The organism is Chthonomonas calidirosea T49 (genome assembly GCF_000427095.1).
Taxonomy (GTDB): Bacteria; Armatimonadota; Chthonomonadetes; order Chthonomonadales; family Chthonomonadaceae; genus Chthonomonas; species Chthonomonas calidirosea.
Genome location: NC_021487.1, coordinates 897,118 through 920,294 on the forward strand (window position 1 = coordinate 897,118; position 23,177 = coordinate 920,294).

Consider the following 23,177-nt stretch of genomic DNA (forward strand, 5'->3'; position numbering starts at 1 on the left):
TCGAGTGGCTGTAGCAGATGAAACGGCTCCGCCCCCATCAGCTGCCGCAGCGTCACCGGTCACGACACTCTTTGGAAGTTAGCCAGGAGCAGGGGGTTGCGCGGGCTGTACAGTAGGAGGATGCGCCTTCGGCTGCCGGGCAGCGGGGGAGGCTTTGACGCCAATACGCACGATCTCCGGCTGCCCTTCATAGTGTGAAGGAATCACATCTCGACTTACTACCTTGCCGTTGACACGGACGATCTGATACCACACAGTGCGCACGTCAGGGCGCCCCTTCTGCTCCACAACCCGACGGCCTGGAGGCAGGTTGGGATCATGAATGATCTCCACAGGCACATCGCCCTCATGAAGGCGCCCACGCACGAGCTGCACGGTGCGATCCGGATCGGCATGTCCAAAAATATCGAAGGTTAGCAAGCCTCCATGCGCCCGGCCGACGATATAGACGGGATAGGGCAAACTGTTCTGAAAGCGCATATCCAGCTCCCCATAGGCGACGGTCGCATCACGACCGGTGGGAATACCCCCATCGGAAACGGGGAACGAGTGGTGATTTCGCAAAACAGTTTTTAACCCAGCCTTTAAGGCAGCATTGTAAAGGGTGCCCGAAACTTGGCAGATTCCGCCCCCCACTCCGGGTTGCAACTGCCCATGAATAATAACAGGGGCTACCTCAAAGCCGCTTGCAAGCACCCTCGGCCCAACCGTATTATTGAAGGAAAAGATTTGGCCGGGCAATAACAGAGTTCCGTCTATCTTTTCTGTCGCAACTTCGATGTTATGCCCCCGCTTCCCTTCGGCATACCAAGTGCTATAAGATGAAAGCTTGCTATCTATTGTATGCAGAATGTTATAAGTAATGCGAGGTTGTATCACTTGAGTTGGCAAGTTGAGCTCAAGTCGATCCTCAAGGTTGCCTGTTGTCGCCGCACCATCCCTGTCGGTGGTATCCGTGCTTGGAGCAGGTGGCGTGTTGAACTGCTGCCAGGCACGCGTTACGATGGAGGCGGCAGCATCCACATCTATGGCGCGCCCCGATACTTCATGTTTCAGTCCAAACCCTCCCTTCGGGAGGAGCACGATCCTGGCGTTGATGGGTGGAACTTGAGTGAGATGCGCCACATGCGTCAACGCCTCGTGCAGCTGTTTCTGGTCAACCGTGACTGTGGGCGCAATAGGGTAGTCTGGTTTGGATGACCTTATAAGGGAGACGATTTTCGACAGCCATCCGGTCCGTCCGGCGTCTTCAGCAGTCTGGAGCGTGGAGTCGACGTCAATGCCAAGCCCTAGGGTTCTTGCCCGTATTGAGACCGACGAGTGATTAGCTATTCCCTGAGCATGCAGAGTAAGGAGCGTCGCGGCCCGATCTTGCGCCCATTGTAGTATCTCACCTCTCGCAGCCTCCGGCGTCTTGCCGCTGAGGTCGAGCGTAAAGAGGTGAACCCCCGAGGCAATGACATCCTCGGAATGGAGATGATGGGAATAGAGCAGAAGTAGAGAGCTGCCGATCGCCAACAAAGGAAGCGGTAGGAGAACGAAAAGTCGCAACAGCCCCTTTTCTTGCCGCCATGCAGATATGCGTTGCAACAGATGCCGATCCGATCGGGACATCACAACAACCTCCCATTCAACAGTTCCGAATCGAGCGCGGTCACGGCTCGTTCCGTTCTCCCTCATGGCAGGGGCAGCAGCACGAGGCTACCTCCTGGGTAGGTCTGTAGGCAACCTCGCTGTGGCCGGCAAGCTGTTTTTCCATACGCAGAATAAGCTCCTCCAGCCGCTCATTATGTTGTTCAAGGAGCTCCAATCGCCTATGCAATTCCTGAATAACCGCATCCTGAGGATCCACACGGTTAATAACGTTGTCCATCACAGGACTCTCGGAATCGTTAACGCGAATGCCGTCACGACGCACAATGCGCCCCGGAATGCCCACCACCGTGCAGTTCGGTGGAATGTCCTTGTTGACAACCGCGTTCGCACCGATACGGCAGTTATCACCGATCGTCACTGGCCCCAAAATAGCAGCACCCATGCCCACCAACACATTATTTCCCAAGGTTGGATGGCGCTTTTTGCGTTCGAGGCTTGTTCCACCGAGGGTCACATTATGATAAAGCAAAACGTCATCTCCGATCTCTGCCGTCTCTCCGATCACCACACCGTCCCCATGGTCAATAAACAACCTCCGCCCGATCTTTGCCCCCGGATGGATTTCGATGTGTGTGAAGAAGCGCGTTATCTGCGAAAGGAGGCGTGCTAGCCAACGACAACGATGGTTCCACAGCCAGTGCGCGATTCGATGAGCCCAGATGGCGTGCAGGCCAGGGTAGAGCAAGGCTTCTAATACGTTACGCGCTGCGGGGTCTTTTCTTAGAACGGTTTGTATATCTTCACGCATCCGAGAGAACATGGTCGGCAGTACCCCTTTCATGAGGGTGTTCCTTCCATAAAGGAACACAAAGAGTATACTTGTGCAATCGAAATGGCTTCAATACCGCTCTAGGCCCTATTGCCCCGCAGTAGACGAAGCGACCTCCTCATCTTCGCCTTCCTCATCGGCTAAATCCGTTTCCAGGAGGCGCTCGATGGTAGCTACGCGATCCCCCTCCGCCAGATCGATCAGCTTTACGCCCTGAGTGCTTCGACCGGCCAGCCGAATACTGGCTACATCTATGCGAATTGCCACCCCCTTTTCTGTCAATAAGATGAGCTTGTCTTCGGGGCGCACGATCACCGCATCCACGATCTTGCCCGTTCGCGGGGTAACGTTCATGGTGATGATTCCCCGTCCCCCTCGCGATTGGACCCGATAGGAAGCGAGGTCAGTGCGCTTGCCAAAGCCGTTTTCACTGGCCACCAGCAACTGCGCATCGCGGTCCTCCGCACCTACAACAGCAACGGCCACTACAACGTCACGCAACGTTTTGGTAGCAGGATCGCGCAACTCGATCCCGCGCACACCGCCTGCGGCACGGCCACGCTCCGGCACATCTGTTTCAGGAAAGCGAATAGCAAGCCCCTCACGTGTCACCAAAATGATTTCGTCGTTGCCACTTGTATGGCGAACCCATCTTAGGCTGTCGCCCTCCTCGATATCAAAGCAGATCAAGCCATTAGCGCGTAGGTTTGCGAACTCCGTAAGGGCGGTACGCTTCACCTCGCCGTTTTGAGTGACCATGAGGAGATAGCCAGGTCCGTTAATGTCTTTAATGGGTAGTATTGCGGTTATCTGCTCGCCAGCCTCCGTTTGGATGAAGTTGTTGATATGCTGCCCGCGCGCTTGCCGGCTCACTTGAGGCACCTCATAGGCCTTCAAACGGTAGACGCGCCCCTTATCCGTGAAAAACAGAATGTAGTGAGTGGTCGTAGCCACAAAGAGGTGCGATATCTGGTCTTCCTCTTTAAGCTTGGCGGCCTGCACTCCCTTTCCACCCCGCCTCTGTGTCCGATAGGTATCGAGCGGCACGCGTTTGATATAGCCATCCCGCGAGATGGTTACCAGAGTCTTCTCCTCAGGAATGAGATCCTCTTCGGTGATCTCCTCCGCTTCGGTCTGAAGGATGCGGGTTCGCCGGTCATCACCGTACTTATCGCGTAATGCTCTCAGCTCATCCTTGATCATCTTGGTGACACGGGCGGGCGTTTCCAAAATATCCTCTAGGCCTGCGATCTCTTTCAGCAGCTGACGATATTCGTTCTCGATTTTCTGGCGCTCAAGACGAGCGAGCTGGCGCAGTTGCATACTGAGAATAGCATCGGCCTGAATCTGGGTGAGGTTGAAGCGAGCGCACATCTCAGCACGGGCTTCTTCGCTGCTCTGCGACCGCCGAATAAGAGCGATGATCTCGTCGAGGAAATTCAGCGCGATCTGAAGTCCTTCTCGAATGTGTGCCTGATGACGTGCACGTGCCAACTCATAACGCGTGCGTCTAACGATAACCTCGCGCCGATGCTCTAGGTGCGCCCGAATGATCTGGGCAAGATTGAGAATACGAGGCTGTTCGTTTACAAGGGCCAGCATTATAGCGCCGAAGGTTTGGCGTAGCGCCGTGTGCTTCAAGAGAAAGTTCACAATGCGGTTGGGCACCACATCGCGGCGCAGCTCGATCACGATGCGCATTCCGTTACGATCGCTAAAATCGTTGATGTCGGTTATGCCGTCCACTCGCTTATGTCGTACCAACTCCGCGATGTGCTCGATGAGCCGCGCCTTATTTACCTGATAAGGCAATTCGGTTACAACGATGGCGTTACGCCCCCCATCCATTGGCTCGATCTGGAGATTTGCCTGCATGATAATACGCCCTCGGCCGGTACGGTAGGCCTCCCGCACTCCTCTAGTGCCCAAAACCAGCCCTCCTGTGGGAAAATCGGGGCCGGGGATGAAACGAAACAGGTCATCGGGTGTAGCATCGGGATGATCGAGCATGTAGATAGAGGCTTCTACAACCTCCCGAAGATTGTGCGGCGGAATGCTTGTGGACATTCCAACCGCAATGCCCTCCGCACCGTTGCAAAGCAGATTTGGAAACTTGGCGGGGAAGACGATGGGCTCTTGCCGAGACTGATCGTAGTTAGGCATGAAATCCACCGTATCTCGATCGATGTCCTCCATCATCTCCACGGCCAGTGGGGTGAGGCGACATTCGGTATAACGCATGGCAGCAGGAGGGTCGCCGTCAATAGAGCCGAAATTCCCCTGTGGGTCGATCAGGGGATAGCGATAGCTAAAATCTTGTGCCATACGGACAAGTGTGGCGTAGATGGCCGCATCCCCATGTGGATGGTAGTTTCCCATGCATTCGCCCACCACCTTGGCCGATTTCACCCTAGCAGAACCCGGCCCTATTCCAAGCTCACGCATCGCATAGAGAATGCGGCGTTGTACCGGTTTAAAACCATCTCTTGCATCTGGCAAAGCCCTAGATACCAAGGTCGAGATGGCATAGCCTAAGTAAGAGCGTCGTAGCTCCTGTTCTATATCCACCTCGATCAGTCTATGCTCGACCCCGTTTTGTCCTTCTGTAGATAGCTTATCGTCCGCCAAAGTTGCCTCCAAACCCCTCTGCTTTTTAGAGGTACAGGTACATATTATACCCGCACATGGCCTATTATACCCTATTTATGTAGAACTATGTATCCTATTCTCCGAATAACAGAAAACGACAGGCCGACAACGAATCCTCCGACTTATAGGAAAGTAGGTAGATCGTTGCATTGCACATCGGTTCAACACCGATATCTGGAGACACCTATAGAGAAGAAAGTGAAGATGCTAGGCACCAACCATCATAACATCGGCAAATATGTCAAGCACCACATCCGCGTATCTAGGCATCGTCTTTTGGGGAACTCTCGTCAGATGGAGAGCGGTTTTTAGAGAACCAGCTCTCTACGCAATATCCTGTCCATAAACCGACCGCGATGCCCGCAAAGAGCTGTGCAAAGAGCAACGGTGGGTTAAGGATGAGCGCAGCAAGAGCCAATAACATTCCCCAAAACGGCACCCCCACTAGATAACCTGCGAGGGCACCCCCAACGACAACCGACGAAATGCTGATCAGAGGGCTATAAAGCACGGCTGCCCCCCAATGTCCCTGTCGAGAACGCCTCACAAGCACGAGCCAATACCAGAAAAGACCAAATCCAACGGCCATCGGCGGGGTCAACTCGGCCGCCATCCAAAGCCGTGCCAGAAGGCCATCGTTGCCGGGCGGGAAGAAGGAACGAACTTGCAGCAAAGTAAGCAGCACCCACTCCACCGCAAAGACGAACGGCAAGTTAAGAGAGATTCGAACCAGTAACTCCACGCCCGTTGGGCGATACCTTCTGCGCCCCTTCGCCATCATGCAGCCTCTCTTGCTTTATAAAAGCCAGCTCGGGCTGTCTCAATAAGTTGGTAAACGTCCTCATCACTCATGGCATCCGAGAGAAAAGCCGACTCGAACTGAGAGGGTGGCCAATAGATGCCCTCTTCTAAAAGCGTTCGAAACCATCGGGCGAAGCGTTGTGTATTGGAGGTTTTAGCCTGTGCATAGTTGTTAACCGCTGGTAGATCTGTAAAGAAGACGGTGATCATGCTCCCTATCTGGTTAACAACAACGGTAACACCTGCCTCCTCCGCAGCGTACCGGAACGCATCGGCAAGCTTACCCCCTATCCTATCGAGCCGCTCGTAGAGAACATGGCGCTGCTTTTTCAGGGTTTGAACCGTAGCCAAACCCGCTGCCACGGCCACAGGGTTGCCCGAAAGGGTACCAGCCTGATAGACCGGCCCCACCGGTGCGATCACATCCATGATCTCGGCACGCCCTCCAAAAGCCCCCAATGGTAGGCCGCCTCCGGCAATTTTGCCCAACATCGTGAGGTCTGGCAGAATGCCGAATCGCTCCTGTGCACCGCCATAGGCGAGTCGAAACCCGGTCATTACCTCGTCGAAGAGCAGGAGCGCACCGTATCGTTGTGTTACTTCCCGTAAAGCCTCTAAAAAACCAGATATGGGCGGTACACATCCCATATTTCCAGCCACGGGCTCCACAATCACTCCCGCAATAGAGAAGCCGTATTCTCTAAAGGTGGCGTGCAAAGCTTCAATGTCGTTATAAGGAAGGGTTAGCGTGTTGGCGGTAACGGCCGCAGGCACCCCCGCACATTCTGGCAACCCCAACGTAGCCACACCGGAGCCGGCCTTGGCCAATAAGAAATCGGCATGGCCATGGTAACATCCCTCGAACTTCACAATAATATCGCGTCCTGTGTAGCCTCTCGCAGCGCGAATGGCGCTCATCGTGGCCTCCGTGCCCGACGAAACGAGCCGTACCTTCTCCAGGGAAGGTACGGCCTCGCAAAGCTCCTCGGCAAACAGAACCTCTAACTCGGTGGGAGCGCCGAAGGTGGTGCCATTGGGCAACTGCGCGCTAATGGCACTCAAAATATCGGGGTGCGCATGCCCTAAGATCAGTGGGCCCCACGAGCCAACACAGTCGAGATAGCGATTACCATCTACGTCGTAGAGGTAGGCCCCCTCACCGCGGTGAATAAAAATCGGATCGCCTCCCACAGCCCGAAAGGCGCGTACTGGCGAGTTCACACCACCGGGGATAACTTTTACCGCGCGCTCGTAAAGCTCCTTGGAACGTTGATGAGTCTTCATCTTTTCTTTTTCCTGTGGTCTCTCTCCATTCTACCCACTTTTTCCAAGATCTTGCTGCGCAGAACCTTAAGCAGAGAACCGAAAATAGAGTAAAGTGAATAGGAGAGCTTTTCGAGAGGAGAAAGGCGAGTGAAACATACGATAACCCTTATCCCCGGCGATGGCATTGGGCCTGAAGTCACTGAGGCCGCCGTACGTGTGGTAGAGGCTGCCGGAGTGGAATGCGAATGGGAGCGCATGGAGGCCGGCGCTGAGGTGGTCGCGAAATATGGCACACCGGTGCCCGACGAAGTCATTCATTCCATTCTCAAGAACCGAGTTGCCCTTAAAGGGCCGATCACCACCCCGGTAGGCGTGGGCTTTCCCAGCGCCAATGTCACTCTACGTAAACGGCTCAATCTCTACGCCAATGTGCGACCCGCACGCACCATTCCGGGCGTCCCATCGCGCTACGATCACGTAGACCTTGTGATCATCCGTGAAAACAGTGAAGACCTCTACTCTGGTCTTGAACACATTGTGGTGCCCGGGGTGGTGGAGAGCCTTAAGATCATCACCGAGGCGGCTAGCCTGCGCATTGGGCGCTATGCCTTCGAATATGCCAAAAGCCACGGTCGCCGCAAGGTTACTGCGGTGCATAAAGCGAATATCATGAAACTCGCCGACGGCCTCTTCCTCGAATGTCTCCGGCGCATCTCACGTGAGTTTCCTGAAATTGAATACGAGGAGATGATCGTAGATGCGACCTGCATGAACATGGTGATGCGGCCGGAGCGTTTCGACGTGATGGTCATGGAAAATCTCTATGGGGATATCCTCTCCGACCTTGCCTCTGGGCTCATCGGCGGCCTTGGGTTTGCCGGTTCAGCCAATATTGGCGAAGGTGGCATCGCCCTCTTCGAGGCTGTACACGGCTCTGCTCCCGACATCGCCGGCCGCCATATCGCCAACCCGATCGCCCTTATCCTTTCCGCGGTCATGATGCTTCGCCATCTCGGGGAACAGGCGGCTGCTAACCGTATCGAAAACGCTGTTATGAAAGTGATGGCGGAAGGAAAAGTGCGCACGCGCGATATGGGTGGCGACGCCACCACCGACCAGATCACCGATGCGATTATCGCTGCGCTTTGAAGCAAGATACCATGGGGCAAAGGGTCTCTCTGCCCCATGCTTTTTCAGGAGCGACTCTTGCGTTGTTGTATGGCCGTAACAAGCACGGCAACCAACAAAACCCCGCCCACGACCGTTCCCTGCCATAGGGTAGGGTTATTGATCGTGAGGTTGATAGCGCTTAGAATCATCTGCAGAAGACAGGCACCAAGCACTGTCCCTATCACGCTCCCTTCTCCACCCATAAGGTTAGCCCCGCCGATAACGGCAGCTGCCACAGCGTTAAGCTCATAGCCAAGCCCGTTTTGAGGGTCGCCTTGCTGCCCGTAACCAGCATAGAGGATCCCAGCCACCCCTCCCAAAAAAGCGCTCGCGCAGTAGGCAAAGAGAAGGACACCAAGAATATTTACTCCGGAGAGCCTTGTGGCCTGTTCGTTACCTCCAAGGCTATAGAGATAGCGCCCTACGCGGGTACGGGTGAGAATGAAGTGTGCTGCAATGGCGATGATCAGCAGCAACACCGCAGGGATCGGCACGGCAAAGAGGGTGCCTTTAAACAGCTGCCCGTTTGCCAAATTGATGAGAAACGGATATTTTGAAATGGGCACCGGTAGCTGGCCGTTCATTAATTGCGCCTGACTCCTCAATATCGTAAGAGAGGCCAGAGTCACCACGAAGGCCGGTAAGCGCAGCTTCCCTATCAGCAAAGCGTGAACCGCTCCTATTAGCAGGGAAACAGCAAGTGCCACCACAATCGCCGTTGGCACGGCAATGGTGGGTGGCAAATGCGTTGCCGTCATGGCCAACACCATGCCGCTAAAGGCGATAAGAGAGCCTAGCGAGAGGTCTATGCCCGCAGTGATGATGACCAACGTCTCCCCGATAGAGAAGATCGCTAAGAGGGCGATCTGTAGCAGCATGTTTTGGATGTTTTGGCGACTGTAGAAGGTATCGCGCGCGGGCGAGAAGATAAGCGCGATACACAGCAGCACCAACACAATAACCACGCTGCTCTCTCTTGCAAGTAAGAGGCGGCGCCAGTTAAGCAGGGGCTCGCGTAAACGTGATGCTTCGGTCGTCTCCATAAAGTGTCCCTATCCCTAAGTTGATGAAAGCCCATGGGCATGCAGATCGTTGATAAAGGACTCTGCATTCTCCGGAGTTACCACGGTAACACCTGTGTCAATGGTATGCTTTTGCATGTCCACTTTCATGCCCAAACTCTCCAATTCGGGCATCATCTGATGCAGCGCGGAATCCACGTTATTGTGGTTCTGATGTAAAAGGTTCAGCAGCTCAATGGAGAGACGCCCAAACTGAAACGGTTTTTGCACCACTGTGAGGTCTACCATGCCCTGCTGTAGCCCTTTCAACGTGGCCGGGTCTCCATCGAAGCAGATCACTTTGAACTTACTGCGCAAATTCTGTGCTTGCAGGGCTGCAATGATGGCGGGGCCGTTGTAAGAGTAAAGCCCTACCAGCCCGTTAAGTCCCTTGCTCATATAACGGGTGATCGCATCCTGAACGTTGGAGCGCGCCATTCCTTTATCCTGATTATCCTGATAGGGTGGAGCGATGAACTGCACGTTGCTGCCTTTGATGGCATCAAGAAAGCCGTTGTAACGCTGGCGAGCGTTATCTTGGCTCATGGTACCAACGAAAGCCACCAGTTTGCCGCCGTGCGGGAACAGCTTGAGGGCGGCTTTGCCAGCGATGTAACCGGCCTCGTAGTTGTTCGTTCCTAGGTAAGCAAGCCGCTTGCTGTTGGGTGCGTCCGAGTCGAAGCAGATAACGGGCAACCCGGAATCCACCGCTTTGTTGATGGTGGGCGTAATCCCGTTGGGATCTATGGCAGAAAGGCCGATTCCATCCACATGGGCGGCCAATGCGTCGTTGAACATCTGGATCTGAACGGTATTTTCCGAAGGGTTCGGCCCCCGCCAGTCCGCATTGACATGTAGCTGCTTTGCCTCCTCCTGCATCCCCTTAACCATGGCATCCCAGAAAGGGGAGACGCCATTGGTGATCAGCATGTATTTAGGGCCGTTCGTCCCGCACCCTGTGAAGCATAATAGAGGCAACACAAGGAAAACGGACGTCCAGCGCCCCAAAAACCGCAACGTTTTTGACATGAAAACCTCCTTGGTTCGCATCTTCTGATGGATAACGGTCATCTCGATTGCAATCCTTTTTAATAGTGAACAGTGTAAAGTAATTGAAAGCTGATACTTACAGAACCGGAGCGAAGGCGGCTTCAGATCCCGAAGCGCTCCCTCAGGTAGTTGCGACTAACCGTGATCGCCTCTAGGGGAGGGAGTTGCGACCGATCTTGCTCAACGACAATCCAGCGAGCGCCCACCTCTTGGGCCGCCGCATAGGCCTCCTCAAGAGGAACCTCTCCCCTCCCAAGCTCTAGAAACTCCGGTGTGATCTTTCCATCAGCTCCAACGCAACGCCGTCCATCCTTGAAATGGAAATAGCCGGCACGCTGGGCGTGCTCGCGAATGAACGCTGCTGGGTTTTGCCCGGCATAGTAAAGCCAGAAGACGTCGAGATTAAAACGAACGAGATGGGGATCGGTCTCTTGGGCGAGTATCTGCATGCCTGTTGTACCCCCACCGAGGTCCTTAAACTCCCAATCATGGTTATGGTAGTTGAAAGCGATCCCCTCATCGGCCAAACGTCGTCCAACTTCATTGAAGCGCTTGGCAGAGGCAAGATAACCCTCTACCGTGCCGGCGGCCACCCCTGAACACATCACGTTTTCGATGCCAAGCGCCTTGGCGTAGGAAATGATACCTTCAACCTTGGAATCGTCTGTATACTCTCCATAGCCAAAATGCGCTCCCGACACGCCAAGGTGCAAGGTATCGAGCAGGCTTCGCATACGCGCCTCGCCGTACATGGCAAAAAGGTGACCACCCTCGAAGGCTGTGTAGCCGGCAGCAGCTACCTCTCGCAGTGTTCCTTCGATGTCATTTCGCGCTTTCTCTCCGAAGACAATAAGCTGTACAGCTACTTGAGGCTTTAAAGTCTCCACATTCTCCTCCCACATGGTTTTTATTTTTATGATGAAGAAGGTTCACCAAGTGGAGAGGGAATTCCTTTTCTGCGTACGTTTGAACGAACGTTTGGTTAGTCGCTTTTTAATATACTTCATTTCCCGCCAAAATCCTGCCTGCCGCCCAAACTTTCTGGCATCGCCGCCGTACTGTTGTTAGATCCTCTGCAAGTCCGTAAAAGATTGTGATGGCATCGCGGTAAAAGTTGTGATAAAATGAAAGAGAAGCGGACAACCTCCGAAAATAGGGTTGGAGGGGTCAACCATGCGAATACTCTTAGGCAAAATAGCTCTTTCTATTATTCCGGCTCTGTTGGCGGGCTGGGCGGTATCGCATCAGGTCCTGCTGATGGCCTGGAGTCGTACCCATGCAACGCTTTTACCCATCGTCTTAGTGCTTGTTCTTAGCGCGCTTCTCATTGCAGCACTTCGAAGAATCCTGATCATCACCTTCTGCTATGCCATCGCCTTTTTAAGCTACTACACCTATCGTCTCGCCCGCCCTTTGCCACCAGGGCTCAACTATGAATGGGTTCTCACGGTTCGCGCTCTCATGCTCGAACTCGTTATGATCCTAGCTCTTACCGCAGCCATCCTCGAAGCCTTTCGCTCAAATACCTCTTGGGCACGCCGAAGCTACTTTGCAGCCGTTGGCCTCTATTTCACAGGCATGGGCATTCGCACCTACCTATGGTCTCATGAGATGCGCTCCCTGTTGCTTATTGTTACAGGCATAGCTGCCCTTATCGCTAGCCTTGTAGGTAGAGATGACGAACCCCAGCAAACCGTTCTTCCTACCTCCTCTCCCTCCCCTGCCGAAGCTGTCGTCGTGCGAAAAACTCGGCGGCTCAAGGAGTGGACGGAAACACCACCTTCTGAGGAGCCGACCAAGATGAAGATATTGTAGAATTTCTGTAACTTCTTGCCTCCATAGGGCGTCCTAAAACAATAGGCGGTATACTATCAAAGCGCAGACTATTCAAGCTGCGTTAATACTAAAGAGGAGTAAGGTTTCATGCATGTGGCACCTGGCTTGAGGTGGCTTCAAAAACAGATAGGTGTGGCCAGCATGGTGGCGCTCGTTACTGTAGGATTGACCAACTTCGAGGCACGTGCGGATGTGCGCTCGGCCATTCCTGCGGCTATCGCTGGCTTTCGCCTCACCAGACCCGTTCAGATTTTTACGCCGAACACACTGGAAGACCATATTGACGGACAAGCCCAATCGGTTAAACGCTACCTCTTTCGAAAGTGTTACTATGCTATCTATGCCCCGGGCGGTAAAGGAGCACAGGTCATCACGGTGGATATCTACCAGATGGGTAGCCCACTCGATGCGTTCGGCTACTACAGCTATCAGCTCAGCCCCTCGGCCAAAATGGTGCGGTTCGTCCCCATCGGCGCCCAGGGGTATCTTCTCGGTGGCGGTCTCTCTTTCTGGAAAGGCCCCTTCTATGTGAACGTCAATATCGCTGCCTCCAATGCACCGGCTTCCTTCCGTACAGCTCAGATCGCCATAGCGCGCGCCGTGGCAGCGAAACTTTCCGGTACCACGCAAATGCCTGAAATGCTTCGCCTGTTACCGGCCGGCTATGTGCCCTTTAGCCAAAAGTACCAGCGACGCGATATTGCTGGTCAACGTTTTCTTCAAAACGGTGTCTCCGCCAACTATACGTCCGCAGGACGCTATGCTGAGCTCTTTATTTGTGCCTATCCCTCTCCTGCCGCTGCTCAGCAAGCCTATAATCAGTATATGTCAGCTCTTGATAAGCCACTCATGATCGCCTCAGGGTCAAAAGTGACACTACTGAAAGGTTTAGGAGAAGGTGCCTTTTCCGTCAAAACGCGATTTAGCGGCTATGTCGTCGCAGCCCACAAAGGGCGTTATATCGTAGGAATAGATAAAGCGGTTAATCCCACCATCGCTCTAAAGCTGGTGCGTGAAGCCATAGCTAAAGTACATTAAGCTCCCTAACGGAGGTATCGAACATGTCGGCAGATGATGCAAAAAAGCTTTCTCGACGCAAACTTCTGGAGATCGCCGGAGGAACGGCCTTTCTTGGAGGGCTTTATAGCCTAACCTTCTTCCAAGAGGAGCGCTTCGCCAAACTTGCTAAACTACGCCCTCCCAAAAAGCCCTCTCCCACGACCCCCGACATCGTCGCGGTGGAAGGTGACCCTAAATCCTATGGGGATATCACCGAGCGGGCTATCAATGAGCTCGGAGGGATCGAACAGTTCGTTAAAAAAGGCGATAAGGTGGTTATCAGCCCCAATATGGGTTGGATGCGGACTCCCGATCAGGCCGCTACTACTCATCCGGATGTCATTCGACGTCTTGTACAACTTTGTGAACGGGCCGGAGCCTCTCGTATTACCCTCATAGACTACTCCTTGGATGACTGGAAACTCGCTTTCAAAATCTGCGGTGCAGAAGATGCTGTGAGGGGCACGAAAGCAAGCCTACTCTCCCCTGACCAACCAACGATGTACCGAGAAGTGGACATCGCCTCTGCCGTCCCTACCCATACTGTGGATGGAGCCGACTACGATCCTCTTCATCACTTCGACCGGATCCTTCAACGCATTCCACGCGACATCATAGAGGCCGATTGCTTCATCGTGAACCCAGTGGTGAAAGACCATGAGGCCGCCGTCATTACCATCGCCATGAAAAAGCTCATGGGCTGCATCTGGAACCGCAAAGACTATCACCGTTATGGCCTCCATAACTGCATCGCAGAGCTGAACTGCTTCCTACGCCCCACGCTCATCGTAACCGATGCCACGCGCGTTCTGCAGACACGAGGGCCCAAGGGGCCTGGCGAAACCACACAGCCTAACACTGTGGTCGCCGGCTTCGACCCGGTTGCGCTCGACTCCTACTGCACCCGGTTTCTCACCGTAAAGGGAGTGACGCCTGATATGGTGCCGCACCTGATCATCGCTAATAGCCTCGGACTAGGTCAGATAGATACCAGCCAGTTGAACATTCGCGAAATTGCCGGCGCCAAAGGCGCCTAAAAACCTTAGCTGTTTCGCAGGAGATAGGGGAAATGGCCGACATACCTCAGGAGTTTCCTAAAATGGGTGGTTGCAGCTGCGGCAGCTGTGGCTGCAGTGGACAGCGGGCTACCAACAACCTTATTCGCGGCATAGATATTGGCCTTCGTAAACGCGAGAGCGCCGCCCAAAAGGTTGCCGAACCTAAAGAAACGGTTCCACAAGGCACCGTAGTACAACGCAATACCGAGGCTGCCTACACCCGCTTCACCGCCGAGCAGAAGCGCAAGATGCGCCAGGAACCCGGCAATAAAGCCGCCCACCGCATCGTGCTGATACGTCGGGCCGTCCAAATAACAACGTTCCTACTGTTCGTGCTTTTCTTCTTCATGACCACCCAAGGCAGCGAAGGGAAGTGGGGAATCAACAAAAACATCTTTATGCTGATGGATTTCCTCAATACCCTTAAAAACAGCCTGGCCTCCCACACAGTTCCTATCTATGCCATTGGGCCTGGCCTGTTCATTCTCTTGCTTACCCTTTGGGGTGGTCGTATCTTCTGCGGTTGGATATGCCCGCTTGGTACTAGCATAGATATAGCCGACCGACTGCTCTATCGCAAAGGACGCCTCTTCTACAGCAAAAAGCGCAGCGATACCCGCCGCTTCCGTAACTGGAAATATATCTATCTGCTGGTTGGCCTCGGTGCGGTGACCTTTGGCATAGACATTCTTGCCTTCGGCGACCCGATCTCTCTCATTACCCGCACCTTTACCTTTTGCGTCTATCCACCGATTGCCTATATCTGGAACGGCATCCTTAGCGCAGCCGATGCGCTGCATGTGGGGTCGGTTCTCTATAATTTAGGCATCAATACCGATTTGTGGCGCCTCCCCACCATGCATTACTACAACGTGGTGCCCGTTATGCTGATGTTTATCGGCATCATCGCTCTTTCCGGTTACCAAGAGCGCTTCTGGTGCCGCAACCTCTGCCCCTACGGTGGACTTCTTGCCCTCATCTCCCGTATCTCTTGGCTGCGGCACTATATTAAGATGGATGGTTGTATTCACTGCAAAAAGTGCGAAATCCAGTCCCGTATGGGCTCCTACGAGAACCTCGATAAGAACGCCAAAGGGCCGGTGATGCATAGCATCAGTGAATGCATCCAGTGCTTCCGCTGTGAAACGATCTGTCCAACTGACGTCATCCAGATTCAAGCAAAAGTGCCGGCCTCCATTAAAGAAGCCCTCCATCTCGCTCCCAAAGGCACCGCTCCCCGACCTGAACCGCAGACCGAGATAGACCTAGGGCGTCGAGGCGTTATCGCCGCCATCGCTGCGGGTATCCTTTGGGGAAGCGCTGTTAAGTCCAATGCAAGCGAATATCAGGGGGTAATGCGGCGCTATAACCGCAACAACAAAGCGATGCGCCCGCCCGGAGCCCTGCCGGAAAGCGAGTTTCTTGCTGCCTGCACGCGCTGTGCGGAATGCATGCGCGTATGCCCTACCAACGCTCTGCAGCCGGCGACCTTCGACACGGGGCTTGAGGGTTTATGGACGCCCATTCTTGTGCCGAGTATTGGCCCTTGCGCCGAGAAGTGTACCGCGTGCGGCGATGTCTGCCCTACCGGAGCGATTCGCCCATTCACTTGGCAAGATAAGCGTTATAAGATCAAGATGGGTCTGGCCAATGTAGACCACTCTACCTGCGTCGCATGGAACGGTGGGCGCGACTGCATTGTCTGCGCTGAAGTCTGCCCCTACTCTGCCGTCGTTTTCCGAGATACCTGGGACGATACCCTACCACGCGATCCTTCCTTGCCCATCGATCACGTGGGGCCTGATGGAAAACCGGACAATCGTGGCCGCTACAAGCGCGTACCTACCGTAGATGAAAAGCTCTGCACCGGCTGTGGCCTTTGTGAATACCACTGTCCGGTTCTTCCAAACCATGCCATTGTCGTCTACACATTCCAAGAAGACCGCGATTACAAGCCACCCAAAGAGAACTGGTGGGACGGTTTCTATCGCGGCGACTGGGATAAACGCAAAGACATCGGGAAAGATGCCGAATATGCGGCCACAAAAGCTGAGATCGCTAAGCACATCGCGATTACCGGTCCGCAAGGTTCGGCGAATCCAAACGCAGAATATAATCCGAACCCTAATCCAGGGCAGTAGATGTAGTACATGCAGAGATGAAGCATAGCGCTGCTTCTGATCTGATCGTTTCTTGGGCGCCTCCAGAGTGGTTCTGCAATAGCTTTCCTCTTGAGGCGCCCGATCAACGGATTATGACAATGGAACGGTTGGTTTTCCTTCTCCAAACTCTCCTCGACGCAACGTCTGAAGAGAACTATACCCCTCTGCAAAAGGTGCTGCATGTTGCGCATATTCTAGTGACAATGCAGGGTAATGACGGCCTTTGGCCATCTGAGTTCGACCTCGTAACTGCGGCACCGCTTTCTCCAAAAAGAAGTGATGCACCGCTTCCACTTTTTCAACGACTTAACGCGATGCTTGCCTCCTCTGAATTCGAGCACTCTCTTCGCTATACCCAGGAAAAAAGCAGGGATCGAGCTAAGAGAAAATAGGCATTCGCTCCAGAGGAATTTCCGTTTGCGTTTCAGAAAAGTGACTGCCAAACAGATAGATTCGTCTTTGCTCTTTTGTCATCTCTATCAGCAAGGCCGAATAGATGCCTAATGGCTCTTGAAGAAGCTGAGGAGATGCAGCGCTTCCCAAAACAAGCAGAGCGGTGGAGATCGCATCTCCCTCCATCGCAAATTCGGTGACGGTAGCTGCCAGCTGTACTCCCTCAATGGGTCGTCCACTGCTTGGCTCAATCACATGCCCGTAGCGCCTGCCATCTACCTCGAACCACCTGCCATGTGGCGCCGACACCGAGAGCGCTGCATCCCTTAACTCTGCCACAGCCACCACGGCCTGTTCAGTACCGTTAGGATCGCGTAGTGCGACACGCCACCCACTATCCCCCTTCGGAGTTCCTAACGCGTACACCGTGCTTGAGCCGCCATGAAGCAGAGCACAGGTGATCCCATTCTCTCTCAATCGTCGAACCGCAATATCTACGGCATAGCCTTTGCCAATAGCTCCCGGATCAAGCGAGACCCCAGGGCGAAGAAAGCGCACGGTGCCTGCCTCCTCATCTAGCTCCACCAGCTGCATCCCTACCGCTGCTCGTGTCTCCTCGATCTCCGTCTCAGAAGGCATACGTTTTACCTCTCCACACGTACGCCATAAACGCACAAGCGGCCCTATGGTCATGTCAAAGGCGCCGGAGGTCAGCAGAGACAGTCGCTTCGCGGCCTTGAGAAGAGAAAATACCTCCGGCACCACATAGACCGCACGCTCCGCTGCCATTCGATTAACACGCGCCAGCTCACTTGTTGGGCGATAAATGCTCAAAAGCTCCTCGATGCGAGTGATCTCTCGGAGGGCCTCCTCTCCGGCAGCTCTTAGGTAGACCTCATCCTCTCCCACCAAAATCAGCTCAAACCGTGTGGCCATGGCATAGCAAGCCAAACGCACTTCGGGCATCGCCGCAAATCCTTCTCCGAAAATACTGTCCATGGGCACTGCAACCCATGGACAGCATCCGTTTTCTTTAGCAAACACAGGTCTGGTTAAATAAGGCGCAGTCGTTCGGTATCGAAGAGCACCTCGCGGTTCTCACGATACGCTATCTCTCCCATTCCAATAGCAACCTGTACCTTCGCCGCCAAATCCACGTTGGCGTTGGGCACTTTGGTACGATCGCGTACACAATCGAGAAAGTTCTTTTCATGGTTATCTATCGCCTCGCTCGCCCCTGGCACATGCTCGTTGAGCGGGTCTACCTGATCGGCGTAGGGCGGCTGCGGGATGATCTGGATGTTGCCACCTCCAAACATCGCAAACTCGATGGTAGCCTTGTTGGTACAGATCGTCGGGGTATAGCCATGGTCGTTGTTCGTAGAGCCGGAGAGAACCACGGTGAATTGTGAAGGATATTCGATGATCATATGTACGGTATCCGGCACTTCACGGTCTTTTTGAAGCAGTAAATCACCGGCGGCTACGACACGCCGAGGCCACTCGATCTTGCCGATAGCGATGAGGAAGGGCGCAAGGACATGCGGAAAGAGGTCACTCTGAATGCCGGCAGAGTAGCTCCAGTATTTGCGCCAGCGGAAGAAACGGTCTTTGCTGAATGGGTGTTTACGCTTGCAGGGCTGCTCGAAGATATGCCAGTGGGTGTTCTCCTCGGTAGCTTGCGGCTCTAACGGATAGTAATCCCACTCACCGGATGGCGTGTTGCGGCAATACGAGCCGCGCGCCCAAACAACCTCGCCGTACTTCCCAGAGTTGATCAGCTCCGCGATGCGATGGTAGGTCGGGTCGGTCGCCCCTTGCGTGCCCATCTGTAGAACGCGCTTGGTACGCTCCACCGTCTCCTTGATCTTGAGAGCAGGCTCGACACCCTTACAGAGCGGTTTCTCCACATAGACATCCTTGCCCGCCTCCAGACAGTCTATCGTCTGCTGAGCGTGCCAGTGCTCTGGGGTCGTTATCCAGACCACATCGATCTCTGGATGCTTTTCCAACATCTCTCGATAGTCAATGTGGCACTGGTTATCCTTAAGACCAATATGTTGTTGTGCCTCCTGTAGGTGAACCGTGTAGATGTCAGCGATGGCCACATACTCCACGTTCCACTCTTTCGCATGCTGCATTAGGAATCGGGCATGCACTCCACCTTGCCCTTCCCAGTGCGGCCCGATGTGGCCGATATGAATGCGGTCGTTGGCACCAATAACCCGTGCCATCCCAGCAGCGGTAGAGGGCATATAGGTTTTTACGGGCTCCGCCGCAGCACTCACCGCATGAACTCCTACAGCTCCTCCGACAGCGGCCCCCACGGCGGTTTTGAGAAAATCGCGACGCGAAGTGGCACCGTCTGTCCTTTCTGAACTCTTCATAGACTAATCCTCTCCATCTAACTTACTTGGTCATAAGAAGTTTTCTGTACGAATAACTTCTAGCTTAGTTGGAACCATTCCTGCTTGAACTCAAGCCGCGACCCGTTAACGATGGCCTCGTTGGTCTTAAGCGCCGCTACCGTTGCCTGATAGCCTTCCAACGGGCCCGCCTCAGAGGGTTTGCCGGAATGGATGCTGTTGACAAAGGCCTCCAAAGCGTGGTAGAGCATGGTTTTTGTAGGATCCTCCTGCTTAGCCTGGGAAGGCATTTGCCCTAGCGCCAGCAGTTTGGTGGCATCTGCAACAAGCACCACCCCTACATCATCGCCTACCGGTTCCTTGCGGGCATAGACGATCCAACCTTCTAGTGGGGCATCCGCCTCATTAACCATCCATGCCTTGTCGCCGCGAACCAAGATGGCCGATTGGGATCCCATAAATAGATTGTAGCTATCATCAAACGAGTTGACAAGGGTGATATCGTAGACGAGATTGACACCCCCTGGATACTCGATGATGGCCTGCACCGTGTCAGGAACTTCGCGACCGTCTTTCCAAAAAAGCACCCCACCTCGACCGGTTGCCGCAACAGGCAGCCCCCCCACGTACCAGCTGGTTAAGTTGATACCATGAATGCCGATCTCACCCATAAGCCCCGGTGAGATAGCCTTATCTAAACGCCAGTTGATCTCCTGCTGACGCTGTGGATCGGGTGCAGCTCGTCGCCAGCTTGTTTTCTGATGCCACTGGGAGCGACAAGCCGCAATTGTGCCTAGGGCGTTCGATCGAATGAACTTATACACGTGTAGACTTTGTGGGTGAACCCTCTGCTGAAGACCCGCTTGGAAGATAAGTTTTGGGGCGGCACTCTGCCCTGCCTGAGCGATCGCTTTGGCATCGTCTAGGGTGTTTGCGATAGGCGCCTCACAGTAGACATGCTTGCCGGCCTGCAGCGCATCGAGTACGATCTGCTTATGTTGATGTGTGGGGGTTGCCACGACCACCGCCTGTACGTTTTTATCTTCCAGTAACTGCCGATAGTCGCTATAGGCAGCAGCTTTTGGAGCTGCCTCTTGGGTCCGTTTCAAAAATGGCTCGTAAATATCGCAGATGGCTACAGGCGGCAACGTTGCCAAATGGTTGAGGGTATTAACCACCTCTCGACCGCGCTCCCCTAAACCGATGACACCACATCCTATTGGCGGCCCTGAAGGTGCATCGCCGGCACCGGCATTGGCCTCCTGCGCAAAGAGCGCAACAGGCTGCGAGGAGAGCCCGGCCATAGCCAGAGTGGTTAAGGTCGAACTTTTTAAAAAGTCTCTCCGATTCATCTTGTCCTTTCCTCGATTAATCTCCTTTTACAATGCTTATCCGTTAACACCGGAAAGAATTCCTCCTAAATATCCCGTTATGAGGATACAAATCAACCCGATCAGCCCGATCACCCAGTAGAAGGCCGATGGGGAGGAAGCCGTGGCTTTTTGCTTGACCCGCAAGCCCACCAATCCCCAAAGGAGAAGGGTGGTCACTGAGGCGAACACAAGATGATATAATACCGTCCCTTTCAAAGGCTCTCCGTTAAGCACAAATTGCCATGCCAACAACCCCGTGATCATCGTGATTGGAGCCATGATCGCAGCTCCAAGAAGATTATAAAATGCGGCACGATGAAGCGCCTCATTATTTCTTTTAAGCCCTAACAGATCAAGCAAAAAACCAAAAATGAAAAGGGCTATCGGGAAATGAACCAGTTCCGGATGGTGCGCATGAGGCGGGAAGAGTATCTTTTGCACCCAGCTCCCCGCCGACGATGCTGCCCCCGTTGCGCCTTCCTGTGACGTTGCATCTGCCCGATCACTAGATATATTACCCCGCACATGCCGTGCAGAGTTGCTCGCTGAAGTTCCGACTCTCACTGGACCATTCGGATGACTATTCGGATCACCCGGCAGCGTGTCTGCAGCGAACTCCTGTGCGTTCGTGTAGCCATCCCCATCCGAATCGAGATTGTCAATAGAGTGCAAAATGGCCGGTGTCAGCATGGTAGCACCGGCACGTTCAAGAGCCCGCTGCACATCTTTTCCATAGGGATTGCGTTCAGGAGGCCCGGAAGGGACATGACATAGCGTGCAGTTTTTTGCAGCGTTATAATCTGTGCTACCTGGCACCAGATGATAGGTCTCGATGACGATCGGTGGAAACTGAGGACGCGCCCACGCGTTTACAAGAGGAAATCCACTAAAGAGTAGCAGCTCTATGAGAACCAGCGCAAGCCACCAAGCGGCTTTTTGTATTTGTGCTCTATTCGCCACCAATTTTTCCTAGTTGAGGACTAAAATCGGCTCTATTCCCTTCTGTAAGATGCCAATTCCAGAAAAATGTTACGGAAAAAAGTGAAAGGGGCGTTCCGCCTTAAGGAACGCCCATCCGTGCAAATCTGCAAGCTATTCTAATCTCCATGGTGGCGAATGATGCGTCGCGCCCCACGATAGGCATGGGCATAGTAGCTCTCATCGAGGCTATCTATGCGCACTCCGCCACCACCCCGACGGCTAGAGGCGTGAATGAACCGTCCGTTGCCAATATACATCCCAACATGAGATATACCCGGCGTCACCGTGTGGAAAAACACGAGATCCCCAGGCTTGAGATCTTTGCGGCTCACCGGTTTGCCCATATGAAACTGCTCCGCCGCATTGTGCGGGAGATCAATCCCTCGCTTGAGATACAAGTAGCGTACAAAGCCCGAGCAGTCGAAGCCGCCTCTCCCCGACCCACCGTAGACGTAGGGTGTGCCACGATAAGCTAGAGCCGAACGAACTAGACCCGCACGAAGAGAGGCATGAGCGAGCAGCGTATGGTCAGAACCGTGCGATGAGGACTGTTTGTGATGTCGGCGATGGGAGATCTCATGATAGGCAATTTGTTGTGTGTGATGATGCATATGCCTCTCAGCCAAATGAGACAGATGCTTGGAATGCACCTTTGCTACGTGAAGCGGATGTGGGTGGTGCCTTTTGGAGGATTCATGCGCGATCTCCTCATGGGAATGCTCCCTCTGAAGGGTATGTTCCGGATGACGGTGTAAGCGCGCCATTTGAACCCCTACCGGAGCGTGGAGATACCGAGCCTCCACCCATCCCCAAGAGCCATTATGAAAGGCGATCTGTGCCCAACCGTTTCGCTTTGCTGTCACAACAACCGGCACATTGTTATCTAACAGCGCGGTGCGAAGATAGCTTCGTCCCGGTCCAAGCCGCACACATATCTGGTCACCATGAATAAGGCGCGCCGCATGAAGTTGACTTGCAAGATGAACCCTCTTTTCTGGAGGAGGCACTAATAGCATCGCCCCATCGGGCACATGACGCATGTCCTTTATATGATTAAGAGCGAGGAGGTCGTGAAGGGTACAGTGATGGCGGTGGGCAAAGGCCGTTAGTGTCTCATTGTGCTGAAGCGGCTCACGGTGGAGCGCCAAAGCGGGATGGGCAGCAAGGCTACCAACAAGTGCGGTGGCCGAAACGGCTGCCGGCATCCTTCTTCTCAGACGTCTGCTCAATCTCGTGAACTCCTTTTCTTGAAGATTGCCGCCCCGTAGAAATCGCTTTCATTAGGGAGGCGATTCGCTCGAGAGAAAAGGCACAAAACCCTCCTCCCAGTGGTTAGGGCACGCGAATTCGCGCGGAATTTGGCGTCCCGGAGAACGTTCTTCTTGGAGATAGCTGCGCAGTGCGAGTGGATCACGCACCGCACTCGTAGAGAGGCAGCACTGACTACGGCTCCTCTTCGCTCTTAGCTTGTGGCTTCGATGGAGCTATTTTAACCCAAACTCCCTTTCCTGTCAACCCTCCAATGAC

At 54.0% G+C, this 23,177-nt stretch carries 18 protein-coding genes; 5 read left to right on the forward strand and 13 right to left on the reverse strand.

The features are described 5' to 3' along the window. Positions 1-78: 78 nt before the first annotated feature. From CCALI_RS03800 to hemL, 5 genes are all read right to left on the reverse strand, one after another. Positions 79-1,614: a VanW family protein gene (locus CCALI_RS03800; protein WP_016482152.1), complete on the reverse strand. Its 1,536-nt coding sequence runs from the start codon at positions 1,612-1,614 to the stop codon at positions 79-81. Between the two features lie 40 nt (positions 1,615-1,654). Then, positions 1,655-2,437: a serine O-acetyltransferase EpsC gene (epsC, locus tag CCALI_RS03805; protein WP_016482153.1), complete on the reverse strand. Its 783-nt coding sequence runs from the start codon at positions 2,435-2,437 to the stop codon at positions 1,655-1,657. A 75-nt stretch (positions 2,438-2,512) separates the two neighbouring features. Then, a complete protein-coding gene (gene gyrA / locus CCALI_RS03810) occupies positions 2,513-5,065 on the reverse strand; it encodes a DNA gyrase subunit A (RefSeq protein WP_231729998.1) in 2,553 nt (850 codons plus the stop codon). Between the two features lie 271 nt (positions 5,066-5,336). Continuing rightward, on the reverse strand, positions 5,337-5,855 hold the full coding sequence (locus CCALI_RS03815; protein ID WP_044948838.1) for a hypothetical protein: 519 nt from the start codon (positions 5,853-5,855) through the stop codon (positions 5,337-5,339). Further along, entirely contained in the window at positions 5,852-7,159 is a 1,308-nt protein-coding gene (hemL, locus tag CCALI_RS03820; protein WP_016482156.1) for a glutamate-1-semialdehyde 2,1-aminomutase, read from the reverse strand. The genes CCALI_RS03815 and hemL overlap by 4 nt, the downstream gene beginning before the upstream one ends. Before the next feature lie 129 nt (positions 7,160-7,288). Between hemL and CCALI_RS03825 the strand changes: the two genes are divergently transcribed. Next, on the forward strand, positions 7,289-8,290 hold the full coding sequence (locus CCALI_RS03825; RefSeq protein ID WP_016482157.1) for an isocitrate dehydrogenase (NAD(+)): 1,002 nt from the start codon (positions 7,289-7,291) through the stop codon (positions 8,288-8,290). Positions 8,291-8,334: 44 nt separating this feature from the next. Here the strand turns inward: CCALI_RS03825 and CCALI_RS03830 are convergent, their stop codons facing one another. The 3 genes from CCALI_RS03830 to CCALI_RS14820 form a co-directional block, all read right to left on the reverse strand. Further along, complete coding sequence (locus CCALI_RS03830) at positions 8,335-9,354, reverse strand: ABC transporter permease (RefSeq protein WP_016482158.1); 1,020 nt, start codon at positions 9,352-9,354, stop codon at positions 8,335-8,337. Positions 9,355-9,369: 15 nt separating this feature from the next. Further along, the gene (locus CCALI_RS03835) at positions 9,370-10,401 is read right to left on the reverse strand and encodes a sugar-binding protein (protein ID WP_172636623.1); all 1,032 of its coding nucleotides are present in this window, start codon (positions 10,399-10,401) and stop codon (positions 9,370-9,372) included. A gap of 122 nt (positions 10,402-10,523) precedes the next feature. Further along, complete coding sequence (locus tag CCALI_RS14820) at positions 10,524-11,309, reverse strand: sugar phosphate isomerase/epimerase family protein (protein ID WP_016482160.1); 786 nt, start codon at positions 11,307-11,309, stop codon at positions 10,524-10,526. A 286-nt stretch (positions 11,310-11,595) separates the two neighbouring features. On the opposite strand from CCALI_RS14820, the gene CCALI_RS03845 reads away from it, so the two are divergent. The 4 genes from CCALI_RS03845 to CCALI_RS03860 all read left to right on the forward strand — a co-directional run bounded on the left by CCALI_RS03845 (position 11,596) and on the right by CCALI_RS03860 (position 16,516). Beyond that, complete coding sequence (locus CCALI_RS03845; protein WP_016482161.1) at positions 11,596-12,237, forward strand: hypothetical protein; 642 nt, start codon at positions 11,596-11,598, stop codon at positions 12,235-12,237. Positions 12,238-12,345: 108 nt separating this feature from the next. Continuing rightward, entirely contained in the window at positions 12,346-13,296 is a 951-nt protein-coding gene (locus tag CCALI_RS03850; RefSeq protein ID WP_016482162.1) for a DUF6599 family protein, read from the forward strand. A gap of 23 nt (positions 13,297-13,319) precedes the next feature. Next, a complete protein-coding gene (locus CCALI_RS03855; RefSeq protein ID WP_016482163.1) occupies positions 13,320-14,354 on the forward strand; it encodes a DUF362 domain-containing protein in 1,035 nt (344 codons plus the stop codon). Between the two features lie 32 nt (positions 14,355-14,386). Beyond that, entirely contained in the window at positions 14,387-16,516 is a 2,130-nt protein-coding gene (locus tag CCALI_RS03860) for a 4Fe-4S binding protein (protein ID WP_016482164.1), read from the forward strand. Between the two features lie 399 nt (positions 16,517-16,915). Here CCALI_RS03860 and CCALI_RS03870 read toward each other — a convergent pair whose 3' ends face one another. The 5 genes from CCALI_RS03870 to CCALI_RS14830 form a co-directional block, all read right to left on the reverse strand. Then, positions 16,916-17,896, reverse strand: a complete 981-nt coding sequence (locus CCALI_RS03870) for an FAD:protein FMN transferase (RefSeq protein ID WP_016482166.1) — start codon at positions 17,894-17,896, stop codon at positions 16,916-16,918. 86 nt (positions 17,897-17,982) lie between these two features. Then, positions 17,983-19,317: a Gfo/Idh/MocA family protein gene (locus CCALI_RS03875; protein WP_016482167.1), complete on the reverse strand. Its 1,335-nt coding sequence runs from the start codon at positions 19,315-19,317 to the stop codon at positions 17,983-17,985. Positions 19,318-19,376: 59 nt separating this feature from the next. Further along, positions 19,377-20,648 carry a Gfo/Idh/MocA family protein gene (locus tag CCALI_RS03880; protein WP_016482168.1) on the reverse strand — a complete coding sequence of 424 codons (1,272 nt, stop codon included), beginning with the start codon at positions 20,646-20,648 and terminating at the stop codon, positions 19,377-19,379. 36 nt (positions 20,649-20,684) lie between these two features. After that, positions 20,685-21,629 (reverse strand): DUF2231 domain-containing protein, encoded by a 945-nt coding sequence (locus CCALI_RS14825; RefSeq protein WP_016482169.1) that lies wholly within the window; start codon positions 21,627-21,629, stop codon positions 20,685-20,687. Between the two features lie 137 nt (positions 21,630-21,766). Further along, on the reverse strand, positions 21,767-22,879 hold the full coding sequence (locus CCALI_RS14830) for a C40 family peptidase (RefSeq protein ID WP_156415915.1): 1,113 nt from the start codon (positions 22,877-22,879) through the stop codon (positions 21,767-21,769). Between the last annotated feature and the right edge of the window lie 298 nt (positions 22,880-23,177).